At 62.9% G+C, this 16,102-nt stretch carries 11 protein-coding genes; 1 reads left to right on the top strand and 10 read right to left on the bottom strand.

Annotation, left to right across the window (positions count from 1 at the left end; genetic code table 11):
• Nucleotides 1-11: 11 nt before the first annotated feature.
• From FE782_RS02725 to pdhA, 5 genes are all read right to left on the bottom strand, one after another.
• Nucleotides 12-1,211 carry a hypothetical protein gene (locus tag FE782_RS02725; RefSeq protein WP_138192234.1) on the bottom strand — a complete coding sequence of 400 codons (1,200 nt, stop codon included), beginning with the start codon at nt 1,209-1,211 and terminating at the stop codon, nt 12-14.
• A 274-nt stretch (nt 1,212-1,485) separates the two neighbouring features.
• The gene (gene lpdA / locus FE782_RS02730) at nt 1,486-2,901 is read right to left on the bottom strand and encodes a dihydrolipoyl dehydrogenase (protein ID WP_138192236.1); all 1,416 of its coding nucleotides are present in this window, start codon (nt 2,899-2,901) and stop codon (nt 1,486-1,488) included.
• A 6-nt stretch (nt 2,902-2,907) separates the two neighbouring features.
• On the bottom strand, nt 2,908-4,233 hold the full coding sequence (locus FE782_RS02735) for a dihydrolipoamide acetyltransferase family protein (protein WP_138192238.1): 1,326 nt from the start codon (nt 4,231-4,233) through the stop codon (nt 2,908-2,910).
• A 28-nt stretch (nt 4,234-4,261) separates the two neighbouring features.
• Complete coding sequence (locus FE782_RS02740; protein ID WP_138192240.1) at nt 4,262-5,242, bottom strand: alpha-ketoacid dehydrogenase subunit beta; 981 nt, start codon at nt 5,240-5,242, stop codon at nt 4,262-4,264.
• Nucleotides 5,243-5,244: 2 nt separating this feature from the next.
• On the bottom strand, nt 5,245-6,324 hold the full coding sequence (gene pdhA, locus FE782_RS02745) for a pyruvate dehydrogenase (acetyl-transferring) E1 component subunit alpha (protein ID WP_138192428.1): 1,080 nt from the start codon (nt 6,322-6,324) through the stop codon (nt 5,245-5,247).
• A gap of 219 nt (nt 6,325-6,543) precedes the next feature.
• Between pdhA and FE782_RS02750 the strand changes: the two genes are divergently transcribed.
• Nucleotides 6,544-7,281: an alpha/beta hydrolase gene (locus tag FE782_RS02750; RefSeq protein ID WP_138192242.1), complete on the top strand. Its 738-nt coding sequence runs from the start codon at nt 6,544-6,546 to the stop codon at nt 7,279-7,281.
• A 25-nt stretch (nt 7,282-7,306) separates the two neighbouring features.
• On the opposite strand, the gene FE782_RS02755 is transcribed toward FE782_RS02750, so the two are convergent.
• The 5 genes from FE782_RS02755 to FE782_RS02775 are packed head-to-tail and all read right to left on the bottom strand — an operon-like array spanning nt 7,307 to nt 16,006.
• Complete coding sequence (locus FE782_RS02755; RefSeq protein ID WP_138192244.1) at nt 7,307-8,179, bottom strand: sugar phosphate isomerase/epimerase family protein; 873 nt, start codon at nt 8,177-8,179, stop codon at nt 7,307-7,309.
• Between the two features lie 44 nt (nt 8,180-8,223).
• The gene (locus FE782_RS02760) at nt 8,224-9,243 is read right to left on the bottom strand and encodes a glycoside hydrolase family 18 protein (protein WP_138192246.1); all 1,020 of its coding nucleotides are present in this window, start codon (nt 9,241-9,243) and stop codon (nt 8,224-8,226) included.
• Complete coding sequence (locus FE782_RS02765) at nt 9,240-10,583, bottom strand: glycoside hydrolase family 125 protein (protein WP_138192248.1); 1,344 nt, start codon at nt 10,581-10,583, stop codon at nt 9,240-9,242. The genes FE782_RS02760 and FE782_RS02765 overlap by 4 nt, the downstream gene beginning before the upstream one ends.
• Before the next feature lie 15 nt (nt 10,584-10,598).
• Nucleotides 10,599-13,706: an alpha-mannosidase gene (locus tag FE782_RS02770; RefSeq protein WP_138192250.1), complete on the bottom strand. Its 3,108-nt coding sequence runs from the start codon at nt 13,704-13,706 to the stop codon at nt 10,599-10,601.
• Nucleotides 13,703-16,006 (bottom strand): glycoside hydrolase family 3 N-terminal domain-containing protein, encoded by a 2,304-nt coding sequence (locus FE782_RS02775; protein WP_138192430.1) that lies wholly within the window; start codon nt 16,004-16,006, stop codon nt 13,703-13,705. Before FE782_RS02775 ends, FE782_RS02770 begins: the two co-directional genes overlap by 4 nt.
• Between the last annotated feature and the right edge of the window lie 96 nt (nt 16,007-16,102).

Genomic DNA, 16,102 nt, shown 5'->3' on the forward strand with positions numbered 1-16,102 from the left:
CGGCCTCCGGATTACAATTCCAACTCGTCGATACCGGCGCAAATCGATTGCTCGTTCCATTGGGGATTCATGTAGCCGAAGGGAGAGTTCAGGCTCGGAAGGAGGGTCCCATCGTATCCGGGCGCCTCCCGCGCGCCCGCGCAGGCATCCTCGCGGCTTTCGCCCGATTCGACACGCGCGAGCAGCGCCAACCGAAAGCGGGCGAACTGTTCCACCGCGGCCTCGAACGACGCTTCCAGCTCCGGATCCGCGCCGCCCTCGACCACTCCGTCCTTCGCGTCGAACGCATAGCCGGCATAACTCGCATCGTCCAGCTCGATCGCTTCGGCAAGCAGCCGCTTCGCCCGCTCGGTTTGACCTAGCGCCTCCGCCCATAACGCGTCGATCAGACGGTGGTAGGACGTCGGCGACGCTGCGAACGTTCGATCGACATGCGCGAGCGCGCCGTCCGCGACGACGTATTCGTCCGTATATTCTCGCTGCCACGGCCCCGCGCCCGCCGAACCGATCATGCCGCCGAACAAGGACAACCGCCCGTCCTTCGCCACGATGTCGGATGCGTTCGGCATTTCGGCCGTTCCGTCGATCGCGCTCAGCGCTCCGTCCGCCCATGACGACACCGTATAGGACGCAAGCGACGTATGCGCGCCGACCTGGAAAGAAGCCCATACGAGGTCGGGACGTCCGTCTCCCGTCAGCTCCGCGATCGTCGCGAGCTTCGCCCGGCCGTAGCTCTCGTCCGGGAATTCAAAGCCCTGAAGCTCGTAATTTCCGCCTACGTACGCGATAACGCCTCCGTAGGCGGCCCGTCGGATCGATTCCTCTGTTCCAGCGAGCTTAATGTCTTGGAACATTACATAAACCCACTCGTTCGCGACGCCGTCCGCATCAAGATCCTCCCGAACGACCGTCGCCGGCTCCTGCTGCACATCGTGTGCCGCCGCGAATGCCTTCGCGCGTTCCTCGACTTCGTCCGGCGGCGTCCTCTCATCGTTCAGGACCGCGGTCAGCGCCTCCGGCAATGGAAGCTCTTGACGATCGAGGGACTCCGCCGGCTGCGTCGGCGGCACCTCCGTCTCGGAGACTGTCGTGTCGGACGTCCCCGCCGTTACGGCGTTCGTCTCTCCTTCCCCCTCCCATCGATCCGCCATGACGGCGGAAAGCGCCACGGCGAGCGCTCCGATAAAGATCAACCCTCTTTTCAACAACAAGACCAGCGCTCCTTCATCATTCCGTTTGTCATCATTGTAGACGCGTCGACCTTGCCGGAAGGTTCCGCCCGACCCTCATAATCGTTATTTTTCATTTTTGCCTTAACTCAGGAAGGACCTAACGGCAACTTCCGCGATGGAGAAGGGATCTTCCGAAGTTCGGTCTCCTGAGTTAAAGACAATTTCAAAAAAGCGAGAAGAAGCAGGGGACTAAAAAACGCCGCCTTGCGAGTCGAGCTCGCAAAACGGCGTTGCATGGAGAAGGTACCGAAAGTTACTTATTCATCTGGTGCACGCTGTGACCGAGCGCGCCTTCCGCCGCTTCCATGACGATCTCGCCGAGCGTCGGATGCGCGTGAATCGTCAGCGCGATGTCCTCGAGCGTCGCGCCCATCTCGATCGCGAGGCCGAGCTCGGCGATCAGGTTGGACGCCTCCGGTCCGACGATCTGCGAACCGACGACGACGCCCGTATCCTTGTCGGCGACGATCTTCACGTACCCGTCGGCGTTGTCGAGCGCCAGGGAGCGGCCGTTCGCGCCGAACGAGAAGCGGCCCGTTAACACATTAAAGCCCTTCTCTTTCGCTTCCGTCTCGGACAACCCGACGCTCGCGATCTCCGGATCGGAGAACACGACGGCCGGGATGACCTTGTAGTCGATCACGCTGTCCATGCCCGCGATCGCTTCCGCGGCGACCTTGCCTTCGTACGACGCTTTATGCGCGAGCGCGAGGCCCGGGACGATGTCGCCGATCGCGTACACGTGCTCGAGGCTCGTGCGGCATTGGTCGTCGACCTCGATCACGCCGCGGTCGCTCATCTTCACGCCGATCGACTCGAGGCCGATGTCGTTCGTGTTCGGCCGGCGGCCGACCGTGACGAGCACGTACTCGGCCGTGACCGACTTCTCCTCTTCGCCGACTTTGAACGTTACGGTGACGTCCTTGTCGGTCTGCTCGGACTTCTGCGCGAGCGCTCCGTTGTAGATGTCTACTTCGAGCTTCTTCAGGTTTTTCACGACGAGCTGGCTCAGCTGCTTCTCGAAGCCCGGCAAAATATGATCCGCGCCCTCGAGAATCGTCACCTTCGAGCCGAACTTCGCGAACGTCTGGCCGAGCTCGACGCCGATGTAGCCGCCGCCGATGACGACCAGGCTCTTCGGAATTTCCGTCAGCGCAAGCGCCTCGTCGGAGGACAAGATGCGTCCGCCGAACGGGAACGGCTTCAGCTCGATCGGGCGGGAGCCCGTCGCGATGACGCAGTGCTTGAACTCGTACCGCGTCGTGTTGTCGTCGCCGCTCGTGACCGTCACGATGTTAGGCGCGTTGAAGAACGCTTCGCCGGAGACGATTTCGACTTTATGCCCTTTGAGCAGCGAACCGACGCCGCCCGTCAGCTTATTGACGACGGATTGCTTCCATTCTTGCACCTTGGAGAAGTCTACCTTCACGTCCAAGGCCGTAATGCCGATGTGGTCGCTGTGTTTCGCCTGCTCGTAGCGGTGCGCCGCGGAGATCAGCGCCTTGGACGGGATGCAGCCGCGGTTGAGGCAGACGCCGCCGACTTCGCGGCGGTCGACGATGACGACCTTCTTGCCGAGCTGCGCGGCCCGGATCGCGGCGACGTAACCGCCGGGGCCCGCGCCGATGACGATGACGTCGACTTCCGTACTGAACGTTCCGACTACCATCTCGCGTTACACCTCCATGATCAAGAGCTCCGGATCTTCCAGGAGACGCTTGATGTGATTCATCGCGTTTTGCGCCGTGGCGCCGTCGATGAGGCGATGATCGAAGCTGAGCGACAGCGCCATCACTTGACCGATGACGATTTCGCCGTTCTTGACGACCGGCTTCTCGGAGATGCGGCCCGTACCGAGGATCGCCACTTCCGGGAAGTTGATGACCGGCGTGAAGAACATACCGCCCGCGGAACCGATATTCGTGATGGAGAACGTGCTGCCCTTCATCTCGTTCGGCGCCAGCTTGCCGTCGCGTCCGCGCGTCGCGAGATCGCGGATTTCGCCTGCGATGCTGTAAATATTCTTGCGATCGGCGTCGTGCACGACCGGCACGATGAGACCGTTGTCGGTGTCCGTCGCGATGCCGATGTTGTAGTACTTCTTGTAGACGATCTCGTTCGCCGCTTCGTCTAACGTCGAGTTGAGGATCGGGTACTCGCGAAGCGCCGCGATGAGCGCTTTGACGATGAACGGCAGGTACGTCAGCTTGACGCCGCGCTTCTCCGCCATCGCCTTCGCGCGGCCGCGAAGCTCGACGAGCGCCGTCACGTCGACTTCGTCCATGATCGTAACGTGCGGAGCCGTGTACACCGACTTGACCATCGCGGCCGCGATCGCCTTGCGGATGCCCTTGAACGGCACGCGCTCTTCGACGCGCTCGCCCGTAACGACGGTCTTCGCGGCGGCCGCAGCCGCCGGAACGCCCGCTTCCGCAGCCGCGGACGGAGCCGCCGCCGCAGGCGCCGCGGCGCCCGGAACGAACCCTAGTACGTCTTCCTTCGTAATGCGGCCGTGCTTGCCCGTCGGCTTCACTTGACCGAGGTCGACGCCCTTCTCGCGCGCCAGCTTGCGCACGCTCGGCGTCGCCAAGACGGCGCCCGGGGCGACGACGTTGCCCGGCGTACCTGCGGCTGCCGCCGCCGCCTTCGGCGCTTCCGCCGCAGCGGCCGGGGCCGGCGCCGCAGGCGCAGGAGCCGCCGCCGGAGCCGGAGCCGGCGCTTCGCCGTGGCCGCCGCCATGCGCGGACACCGGCAGCTCGCCTTCCGCGTCGATGACCGCGAGCAGGTCGCCGACGACCGCTACGGTGCCTTCCGACACCTTCACTTCTTTCACGACGCCGGTGACCGGCGAAGGCACTTCGACGACCGCCTTGTCGTTCTGCACTTCCATCAAGATGTCGTCTTCCTTGATCGTGTCGCCGGGCTTCACGTGCCACTTCACGATTTCACCTTCGTGAAGTCCTTCGCCGAGCTCCGGCATCCGATATTCGAACGTTGCCATACGGATTGCGCGCCTCCTTTTCCTTATATTAGAAGTCCAGTACTTGATTCAATCCTTCGATGACGCGCTTCGGATTCGGCAGCCATTCGTCCTCGATCTGTCCGAAGGCGACGACCGTATCCGGAGCCGCGACGCGGAGCACCGGCGCTTCCAGATGGAGAATCGCTTTCTCGTTGATTTGAGCGATGATTTCCGCCGCGGCGCCCGCCGTCTTCTGCGCTTCCTGCACGACGATCGCGCGGTTCGTCTTCTTGATCGATTCGACGATCGTCTCGATGTCGATCGGCATGATCGTGCGCAGGTCGATGACCTCGACGCTCACGCCTCGCGACTTCTCGATTTCTTCCGCCGCTTTAAGCGAAGTGTGGACCATCGCGCCGTACGTAATGATCGTGACGTGCTTGCCTTCCTTCACGACGTTCGCCTTGCCGATCGGCACCGTGTATTCGCCTTCCGGCACTTCGGCGCGGAACGAACGGTACAGCTTCAGATGCTCCATGAAGAAGACCGGATCGTTGTCGCGGATCGCCGAAATCATAAGACCCTTCGCGTCGTAAGGATTGGATGGAATAACGACCTTGATGCCCGGCGTCTGCAGGAACAAGCCCTCGAGGCTGTCCACGTGCAGCTCCGGCGCCTTGACGCCGCCGCCGAACGGCGTGCGGAATACGATCGGCGCTTGGTACGCGCCGCCGGAACGATAGCGCATGCGCGCCGCTTGCGATACGATCTGGTCCATCACTTCGAACACGAAGCCGATGAACTGAACTTCCGCGACCGGGCGGAAGCCCTGCACCGCGAGGCCGACGGCGAGGCCGCCGATGCCCGATTCCGCGAGCGGCGTATCGAATACGCGCGTCTCGCCGAATTCCTTCTGCAGCCCTTCCGTCGCGCGGAATACGCCCCCGACGTGGCCTACGTCTTCCCCGAACAACAATACCTTCGGATCGCGAGCGAGTTCGACTCTAAGGCCGTCGCGAATCGCTTCGATCAATGTCATGTTTGCCATGCTTATTTCTCTCCTCCCGCGCTATACAACTCGATTTGCTCGCGGATATGAACCGGAGGCTCTTCGAACATGCTCTCGAGCAAGCCCGCGATCGTCATCTTGTCGACGGATTCCGCGCGCTTGATTTGCTCCGCCACGTGCTCCTTCGCTTCTTCGACCGTCTTGCTCTCGTCTTCCTCGGACCAGAGGCCCTTGGACTCGAGGTAGCGGCGGAAGCGGACGAGCGGATCCTTCACTTCCCATTCGCCCTGCTCGTCTTTCGTCCGATACTTCGTCGGGTCGTCGCCGGACATCGAGTGCGGGCCGAACCGGTACGTGATCGCTTCGATCAACGTCGGGCGGCCTTCCAGCGCGTGTTCGCGCGCTTCCCGCACCGCGGCCGTCACCGCGAGCACGTCCATGCCGTCGACCTGCACGCCGCGGATGCCCGCAGCGACGGCCTTCTGAGCGATCGTGCCGGCCGCCGTCTGCTTCGAGATCGGCGTCGAAATCGCGTATTGGTTGTTTTGCACGAAGAAGATCGCAGGCAGCTGGAACGCGCCGGCGAAGTTCATGCCTTCGTAGAAGTCGCCCTGCGAGGAGCCGCCGTCGCCCGTGTACGTAATCGCGACGTTCTTCTTGCCCTTCAGCTTGAGGCCCATCGCCACGCCCGCCGCTTCGACGATTTGCGCGCCGATGATGATCTGCGGCATGAGCACGTGAACGTCCTCCGGAATTTGTCCGCCGTGCTGGTGGCCTCTCGAATAGAGGAACGCCTGATACATCGGAAGACCGTGCCAGACGATCTGCGGCATATCGCGGTAACCCGGGCAGATGAAGTCTTCCTTCTCCAGCACGAACTCGCTCCCGATCATCGCCGCTTCCTGGCCGGATACCGGCGCGTAGAAGCCGAGACGGCCTTGGCGGTTGAGGCTTACCGCGCGCTGGTCCCAGACGCGGGTGAACGCCATGCGGCGCATCAGTTCGCGAAGCTGCTCGTTCGTAAACTTCGGCAGCATCTCTTCGTTAACGATCTTGCCTTCCGGCGATAACACTTGCAACGGCTCGATCTTGTCGAGCTTCACTTCGTAAGCGCGATTCATGGTTTTGCTGCTCACGTGGTGGTACACCTCGCTTAATAGTATATGAAACAGTTACTTGCATCAGGGATTACTGATGATGAAACAGCGTTAATAAATTATATAATACAATTTTCGAATTGGCTACTTTTCACGCGATAAAATTGATTTTTGCTGTTATAATAACAATATTGCAACAAATAATACAGATGGAACAACAGTGAAACAGAAGGAGTGAACCGCATGGCCGCGAACGAATACGCCCGCCGCACCGTGCTGAAAGAAACGGTATTTTCCCAGGCGCTGGGCAAGGAACGATCGCTTCGGGTGTTCTTGCCGCCGGGCTACAACGAGCTGGTGTCGCACCGCGTCGTCTACTGTCAGGACGGGGAGGAATGCTTCAACTTCGGACGCATCGCGACGCATGCGACGCGGCTCATTCTGGACGAAGGGTTCGAGCCGTTCCTCGTCGTCGGCGTCGATGTCGACATGCCGAACCGGACCGACGAATACGCGCCGGACGGAAGCCGGTTCGGGGCGTACAGCCGCTTTTTCCTCGAGGAACTGATACCGTTCGTCGAATCGCGTTACCCCGTCCGCACGGGCGCCGGGGATCGGGTGCTGGTCGGCGACTCGCTGGGCGGCACGGTCTCCTTACATCTTTCCCTACAAGTTCCTCATTCCATTCAGCGCGTGGTGGCATTGTCGGGGGCGTTCCTTGACTCCTCGCTGTCCGCGATCGAATCGGCGGGGGCGGAGGAGCTGTCTTGGCTGCGGCTGTATCAGCTGATCGGTACGGAAGAGACGGCGGTGGCGACGAGCCGGGGGACGTTCGATTTTCTCGAGGCGAACCGTCGGATGAGAACGTTGCTTGAGGCGAAAGGCGCGGACGTGCGTTACGTGGAAAAGGCCGGCAAGCATATTTGGGGCTTCTGGCAAGACGAACTCCCCGAAGCGCTCCGTTGGGCGCTCGGGGAGTAGCGGACTTCTATGTCGGAGCTTTCGATCAAGCCTCTTCCCACAACCGGCGGACGTTGTCCATGGCGATCTTCGAAGCCGTCTTGCACTCTTCCATGCCTTCGAACTCGACCGTAATGTTGCCGTCGTAGCCCGACGCCTTGATAAGCTTTACGATTTTGCGGATCGGAAGATCGCCGTGTCCGACGATCGCTCCGCGCAGGAAGTTGTCGTTCGCCGTCCGGAACCAGACGCCGTCGCCCGGATGCTCGTCGTACGGCCGGAGATAGAAGTCCTTGAAATGAATCAAGGAAGCGTACGGCAGATTTTTCATGACGCCGATGACCGGATCCTCGTCGACGCACAGGAAGTTGCCGATGTCGAGCGTCGTCTTGAAGTTCGGACGGTCGACCGCCTGCAGCACGCGCTGGACGCGGTCGCTCGCCTGCACGCTGAAGCCGTGGTTTTCGATCGTCGTCGTGATGCCGAACTGCGCGGCGTAATCGGCGATGAGGCGGGTTCCTCTCACGATCAGCGGCAGGCTCTCCTCGAACCATCGGATCGTCATCTGTTCCTTCGGCAGCGTGAACGCGGTCACGTCGTGACGCATATGCTTCACGCCCATGCGATGGACGACGTCGACGTGGCGTTTCACCCGCGCGATCTCCGCATCGAACGCCTCTTCCGTGTCCTGCACGAAGTTGGCGGGCATCGAATAGTTGGACAGCTCGATGCCGGCCGCTTTCGCCCTCTCGCGGATCGCGTCGGCGAGCTCGTGATTGTCCTCGACCGTATACCCGTACGGCACCATCTCCATATGCTCCCCGCCGTTCGCCGCGATCCAATCGACGACGTCCAAGACGGTCATCTCCCCGGACTTCAAGGCGTTCAGCAAGCTGTACGTGCTTAATCCGACCTTCATGCTTCGCCACTCTCCCTTTTTTGAAAATGATACGCGATTTCGCGTTATAAATTCCGATACATCGCGTCGAGCAGCCGCCCCGACGGGTCGCATTTGTACTCCCAGAACATGATGCCGGCCAGCCCTTCGCGCTTGACGTAATCGCATTTATGCTCCAGCGACTCCTCGTCGTCGTACGTGATGAACGTGCTTCCGTCGAATAAGTACGGCGCCTTCGCTTCGTCGTCCCAATAGCGGACGAAGCCGTTCTTATCGATGTACCGCTCGGCCAATTCGCCGTAGTCGGGACCGTACCCGCCCGAGCCGGGGGTCATCTGAAGCAGTCCCCGGTTGACGTTCGGGACGTCCTTCCACATACGGGAATAGAACGCCGCGCCGATCGCCAGCTTCTCCCGCGGCACGCCGGCCCGCTCGAACAACCGAACCGACGCGTCGACGCTGATGCGGAACAGATCGCCCGTAGGCGTATATAAATTCGTATGATGGCCCGTTAACGTCTGGAAGCCGCCCCGCATGTCGTACGTCATCAGCTGCACGTAATCGAGGTACCGCTGTACCTCGTCCATCTCGGTCCCGTCGACGTAATATTGATCGGCGCCCGCGGCGATCGTCAGCATGTACGCCCCGCCGTCCTCCGCAGCCTTCCGGTCGAACGCTTCGCGCATGTCCCGCAGCAGCAGCGTGAAGTTGCGCTTGTCGTCCGGAGAGGCGGCGATGCCGGCTTCGGCGTAACACGGATATTCCCAATCGAGGTCGATGCCGTCGAACGGGAATCGCGTCAGGACATCGATCGCCGATTCCGCCATCCGGCGCCGGCCGGCCTCCGTCGAAGCCGCTTCGGAGAAGCCGCCGGCGCTCCAGCCGCCGACGGAGAGCAGAATCTTAAGGGACGGATGCTCCCGCTTCAGCCGTTCAAGCTCGCGCAGATGCTCCAGATGGTCGATGCGGATTTCGTCGTCCCGCACATGGCCGAACGCGACGTTCATATGCGTCAGCTTCCGCGCGGCGTCGGCCGTCAAGTCGGGCAGTGCGCGGTCCCCTACGTATCCGATGAGGTAACTCATGCCCTCTTCCCTCCTTCCCCGTCCAATAAGCCCTTCCCCATCGCGCGCAGGACGAGCTGCGCGAATAGACTGTTCGACCAAGCGAACCAAGAGCGGGTGAATTTCGCCGGGTCGTCGGCGTGGAACCCTTCGTGCATATAGCCGGTGTCGGCGTCGGTCGCCTCCAGCACGGCGATCGTATCCAGCATCTCCGCGTCGCCCGCGGCAGTCAGTCCTTGCATCGACAGCGCCATCGGCCAGATGTAGCCCGGCGGCGTGTGCGGGCTGCCGATCCCCTTGGCCGCGGTCCCTTCATAATAGAAAGGATTTTCCCAGCTCAGGATGAACCGCCGCGTGTTCCGATACGTCTCGTCGTTCGCGTCGGCGTACCCGAGATACGGAATCGACAGCAGGCTCGGCGTTCCGGCGTCGTCCATGAGCGCGTAGTTGCCGAAGCCGTCGGTCTCGTACGCGTAGATCTTCCCGTAGACCGGGTGGCGGTACGTGCCGTACAGCTCGATCCCGTGGCGGACGTCGTCCTCGAGCCTCTTCATCTCGCCGACGAACGCTTCGTCCCGGTACACCCAGCGCGCGATGTCCTGCAACTGGGCGAGCGAGACGGCCGCGAACATGTTCGCCGGGATGTTGTAATGGAACTCGCAGGCGTCGTCGCTCGGCCGGAAGCCGGACCAGATCATGCCGGTATAGTTGACCGGCATGCCGAGACCTTCGTTGCGCAGCGTATCGATCGCCGGACAGTTCCGGCGCATGAACCGGTACGGGGAGCGTTCGAAGTGGCGCTGTTCCGTTTTCCAGACGTCTACGATGTTCCGCATCGCGAGCTTGAACGATTCGTCGAAAATGTCCGTCAAGCCCGTTTCCTTCCAATACACATAGGCGAGCCGCACCGTAAAGCAGAGCGAGTCGAGCTCGAACTTCCGCTCCCATACCCACGGGGACATGTCGGTTTCGTCGTTCGCGTCCCAATGCCAGTCGTTCGCGGCTTCGTTGAACGCGTTCGCGTACGGGTCGATGTTGATGTACATCGCATGGCGCCGGACGAGGCCGGCGACGATGCGCGCAAGCTCCGGGTCGTCCTTCGCGAGCGGCACGTAATGGATGACCTGCTCGACCGAGTCGCGCAGCCACATCGCGGGGATGTCGCCCGTAATGACGAACGTCGTGCCGTCGTCCATCCGCTTCGTCGTCGTCTCCAGCGTGTTCGGGAAGCAGTTGCGGAAGAGCCGCTGCAGCTTCGGGCGGCCGGCCAGTTTTTCATCCGCCTCCGCCAGCGTCCGCCGAATCGCGTCCGGGAGCTCTAGGTGGGGGATGTTCGCTTTCGGCAGTCTGAATTGTTCCATGGGTTCGTGTTCCTCCTACACCGCTGTTTCCGGCGAAACGAGCTTCACCGTCTTGATTTCGAACGGGGCGAACGACAGCTCGAACGCGCCCTCGCGATGCGCCAGCGCCTCGAGGTCGTCCTCCAGCAAGTTGACGACGGACGCCTTCGCGAACGGCTGCGCCCACTGCACGCGGACCGTCTCCCGGCCGCCCGACGATTCGTAGAACCGCAGGATCGTGCCCGAGCAGTCTTCGGCCGCCTTGATCGCGTCGAGCACGACGTGTTCGGCGTCGAGGCGGATCCACGCATGCTCCGAAGGCAAAGCGCCGGCATGCGCGGAAGCTTCGATCGCGACCGCCGGATGGTTCAGCTCCATCGCGCGGCGCGCGACGTGCGCGTCCCGCCAATCGCCTGCGTGCGGCAGCAGCGAATACGTGAACTCGTGCTCGCCTTGGTCCGCGTTCAAGTCCGGCCACGTCGGCGCGCGGAGCAGGCTGAGGCGCATCGTCCGACCCTTGATGTCGTAGCCGTATTTGCAATCGTTCAGCAAGCTCACGCCGCCGTTCCGCTCGGATACGTCCGCCCACCGGTGGCCGCATACTTCGAATTGCGCCCGCTCCCAGCTCGTGTTCGTATGCGTCGGGCGCTCCAGGGCGCCGAACGGAATTTCGTACGCGGCCTTCGCGGCGACGAGGTCGACGGGGAAGGCGACCTTCAGCAGCTTGTGGCGCTCCGCCCAAGACACCTTCGTCTTGAAGTCCACCCGCCGCGAATGGCGGTACAGCACGACGTCCTGACGGACGACGGAGTCGTTCAGCTTCCAGCGGAAGCGAAGCACGTCCTGCGTCTCGCCCCGCAACGCGACCTCCTTCGAGATCAGCTCGACGCCGCCCGCGCGCTGCGCTTCGAAGCGAGGATCGATGTCCCACGCATCCCAATACGTCGGCTTGTCGTGGAACAGCTGCAGCTCGTTCGCCTTGTCGCCCGGACGCAGCCACTCCCGCTTCGCGTCCTTGTCGTACCACCGGACGATCTCCCCGGCATCGTTGAATTCGAGCGTGTAGAAATCCATCTCCCACGCGAGAGGGAACGCGTTGTCCGCCCCGTCGTCCGCAGCCGCCGCCTCGGGCGCCGGGCGAAGCCAGATCGTCTTGTGCCCGAACGCCGGGATCGCCGGCACATATACCGACAGCGTGCGCGATTCGCCCTCGACGCGCAGGTCGGACGCAAGACGTTCGCCTTGCGCGTCATATGCGGCAAGGCCGGCGAGCGCCGCGTCGCCCGCGATGTCGACGACGTCGCCGCGCGCCCAGCCGAGTCCGTTGAACACGACGTACGGCTGCCCTTCGCCGCGCGTGTCGACGTCGTCCGCAATCGCCTCGATCCCCCCCTTCAGCGCTCCGTCTCCCAAGGCGAACGCTTCCTCGTACTCCGCCGCGGACGTAACGTACGCCTCCGGAATCGACGTCCCCGGTATAATGTCGTGGAACTGGTTCAAGAGGATCAGCTTCCAGCCCGCGTCGAGCCGCTCTTTCGCCTCGCGGCCGGCCGCGCCGGCGAACCGTCCCCACAGCTCCGCCTCGCGGTACAACGCCTCGGCTTTGCGGTTGCTGCGCTTATTGCGCGCGTGCGTCGTGTACGTCCCGCGGTGCAGCTCGAGGTACAGATCGCCGTGCCACTGCGGCAGCCGCGGCCGGCGCTTCCCTACACTATCGAAGAAGGCCGCGGCCGTGCTGAACCGGCTGACCGGCTGGCCGACCGCGAGCTCCGCGCGCCGGACGAATTCGACCATCTCGTCCGTCACGCCGCCGCCCCCGTCGCCGTGCCCGTACAGCAGCATTTGCTCCGGATGAACGTCCTTCTGTTTGTAAGACTTCCAGTGCTCGTCGACGTCCTTCGGCCGCGTATGCTCGTTCAGTCCGTGGTTGAGGTAGGCGACGACGGACGTGCCGTCGATGCCGACCCAGTCGAACAGATCGTACGGGAACGGGTTCGTGTCGTTCCAGTTCAGCTTCGTCGTCATGAAGTACGGAATGTCGGCGAGCTTCAATATTTGCGGCAGCGACGCGCAGTATCCGAACGTATCCGGCAGCCACTCGATGTTGGAACGCTTGCCGAACTCCGCTTCGTAAAATCGTTGTCCGTATAAGATTTGGCGGACGAGCGACTCGCCGCTCGGGATGTTGAGGTCCGGCTCGACCCACATGCCGCCGACGAGCTCCCAGCGGCCTTCCGCGACGCGCGCCTTGATCTTTTCATACAATTCCGGGTACCGCTCCTTCGCGAACGCGTACAGCTGCGGCTGCCTCTGCGAATACGTGAACTCGGGGTATTCCTCCATCAACGTGCATACGGTAGAAAACGTCCGACTCGTCTTGCGCACCGTCTCCCGCACCGGCCACAGCCAGGCGACGTCGATATGCGACTGTCCGACCATGTGCATAAAGCCGTCGCGCGCATCCTCCGGCGCTTCCTCGCGCACCTTCGCGAGGAGCGCCTCTTCGAACGACCGCACCCATGAGCCGTCCGACCAGCGCTCCGGCTCGGCGTACATCGCGTCCATCGCGTCGTGGATCACGCGTACGAGCCGCCCCCGCGTCAGATCCTGCTCCGGCTGCGCCCGCAGCGCCTCGGCCAGCACGGCCACGCTATATTTCAGGCTCCGCAGCGGCGCGTTGACGCGGACCAGCGCCGCGCGGACGCCGCGGATCGGCGGCTGGATGACGGCTTGCCGGTTCAGCGGATCGTGCGGCTCGGGGATCGGATCGTACAGCTCGATCTCGAGCTTCGGCGACGATCCGACCCGCTCCGGCGGCAGCGGCACGAACGTATGGTTCCGGTCGAGCCCGTGGTACGGCACGCCGTCGACGCGCAGCAGCCCTTCGCCGCCTCCCTCGAAGACGAGGCCGACGGGGTCGCCGGTCCACGTCGCGGGGATGTCGACGGTTTTGCTCATGAAGTACGTCGTGCCGTGCTTGCCGTCCAACGCGCCGATCGGCTGTACGCCGGCGTTCGCCTCGTCGAGCTCGTATTCGCCGGGGCGGATATAGCGGGCTCGCTGCAGATGCCATTCCGGCAGCTCGACGACGTCCAGCCACATCTTCTCGGTTAGATCGGTCAGGAATCTATGGATGCGAATCATAGCGATTTCTCCTCCGTTACAAATAGGCTGCAAGCCGTCAGATCGCGCGAGTGGCGGCCGACGAGCAGCCGGAACTCGCCGGGCTCGACGACGGGCTTCAAGTTCTTGTCGAGCAGCTGCAGCTGCTCCGGTCCGACGCGGAACGTTACGGTTTGCGTCTCGCCCGGCGCAAGGCGTATCTTACGGAAGCCCTTGAGCGCGATCTCGGGCCGCGTCACCGACGCCGTCACGTCAGACACGTACAGCTGGACGACCTCGTCGCCGGCGACGGCGCCGGCGTTCGTCACGTCGACGCTGACCGTCGCTTCGCCGCTTGGCGCGATCCGCTCCGGCGAGACGCGGACGTTGTCGTATGTGAACTCGGTGTAGCTGAGCCCGAAGCCGAACGGATACGCCGGTTCGAGGTCCGTCTCGAGGTACCGCTTGCCCCGCGTGCGCTTCGAATGGTAGTACGCCGGCAGCTGACCGACGTCTTTCGGAATCGTCACCGTCAGCCGTCCGGACGGATTCGCATCGCCGAACAACAGGTCCGCGATCGCGTTGCCGCCCTCCTGTCCCGGATACCATGCCTCGAGAATCGCGTGCGCGTTCTCGTCGATCCACGGCTCCGCGATCGGACGGCCGTTGATGTAGACGACGATGACGGGCTTGCCGAGCTTGTGGATTTCCTTCGCCAGCTCGAGCTGGACGCCCATCAGGTTCAGCGTGGAGCGGTCGATGCCTTCGCCGCATTCCATATCGTTCCACGGGTTATCCGACACGACCGAAGCGCCTGTCTTCAGGTCGATCGTCCCTTCGCCGAAATCGCGCGCGCTGGACCCGCCGAGCACGAGCACGACGGCGTCCGCTTCCGCGGCGCACGCGAGCGCCGGCTCGAAGCCTTCCTTGGAGTCGCCTTTAATGCGGCAGCCCGGCGCGTACGGCACGCGATCTTCCCCGAGCTTCGCGCGAACGCCGTCCAGCACGGTGACGATCTGGCCGCGCGGCTGCGGCGACGTGTAGTCCCCGAGCTGATTGTACGTATGGTTCGCGTTCGGCCCGATGACCGCGACTTTGCCGACGGACTTGCTGAGCGGCAGCGCGCCGTCTTCGTTCTTCAGCAGGACGACGCCTTCCGTCGCGAGGCGTCTCGCGAGCCGCACATGCGCCTCGGAGCCGATCGAGCGCTCGGCGAGGTCGGGGTCGGCGTACGGCCGCTCGAACAAGCCGAGCCGGAACTTCATCTCCAGCACGCGGCGGACGGCGGCGTCGAGGTCATTTTCCGAGAGAAGCCCTTGTTCTATCGCCGAATTCAGATGCTTGCGGAACATGAAGCCCGACATCTCCATATCGACGCCCGCCCGCAGCGATTGCGCCACCGCCTCTTCCCCGTTCGCCGCCGTGTTGTGGCCGTGAACGAGCATCTGGATCGCGCCGAAGTCGGTAATGACGAAGCCGTCGAAGCCCCATTCCTTGCGCAGCAGGTCGTTCAGCAAGTACGCATCGGAGGTGCAGGGCACGCCGTCGATCTCGTTGTACGCCGTCATGACGGAGGCGGCGCCCGCCTCGACCGCTTTCTTGAACGGGTACAGGTCGATTTCGTGCAGCTCGCGTGCGCCCATATGAACGGGCGCCGCGTTGCGGCCGCCCTCCGAGCTGCCGTATGCCGCGAAATGCTTCAGCGTCGCGACCATCGTGCGGTCGCTGTCGAGCGAATCGCCCTGCAGCCCTTTCATCGCTTGGACCGCGTACTCGCCGATCAAATACGGATCCTCCGCGAAGCATTCCTCGGTCCGGCCCCATCGCGGGTCGCGCACGACGTCGAGCACCGGGGAATACGTCGCCGCGCCGCCTTGGCTGCGCGTCTCGAGCGCGGTCGCTTCGCACATCTCGCGGTACAGCTCCGGATTCCACGCGCTGCCGACCGACAGCGGCACCGGGAACACCGTCGCGCCGATCGCCATATGCCCGTGCGAGCACTCCTCGCCGAACAGGATCGGGATGCCGAGGCGCGAGTTTTCGATCGCGTACCGTTGGATTTCGTTCGTGGCGATCGCGCCTTGTCTCGGCGACAGTCCGGTTTCGAGCGTCACCTCCGTCCACGGATCGGCGCGAAGCGCCCCGTAGAGCGAGCCGACGCCGCCCGCTGCGATGTCTTCCTTGAACGAATCCGTCACCGACACGGTGCCGTCCGCTTCCTTCTTATACGTCTTCCAGCCCATCGGCTGCACGAGCTGGCCGATCTTCTCTTCCCGCGTCATCCGGCCGAGCAAGTCGTCGAGGCGCTCCTTTATCGGCAGCGAGGCGTCTTTATATTTCATTGCGCGCATACAAAACCTCCGGAAATCGATATTGTTATTTTTGTTATGTTATTATACAATAACGTTATCATAACCCCAGTCTATACCTACGCGGCG

This window comes from Paenibacillus antri (assembly GCF_005765165.1).
Taxonomy (GTDB): Bacteria; Bacillota; Bacilli; order Paenibacillales; family YIM-B00363; genus Paenibacillus_AE; species Paenibacillus_AE antri.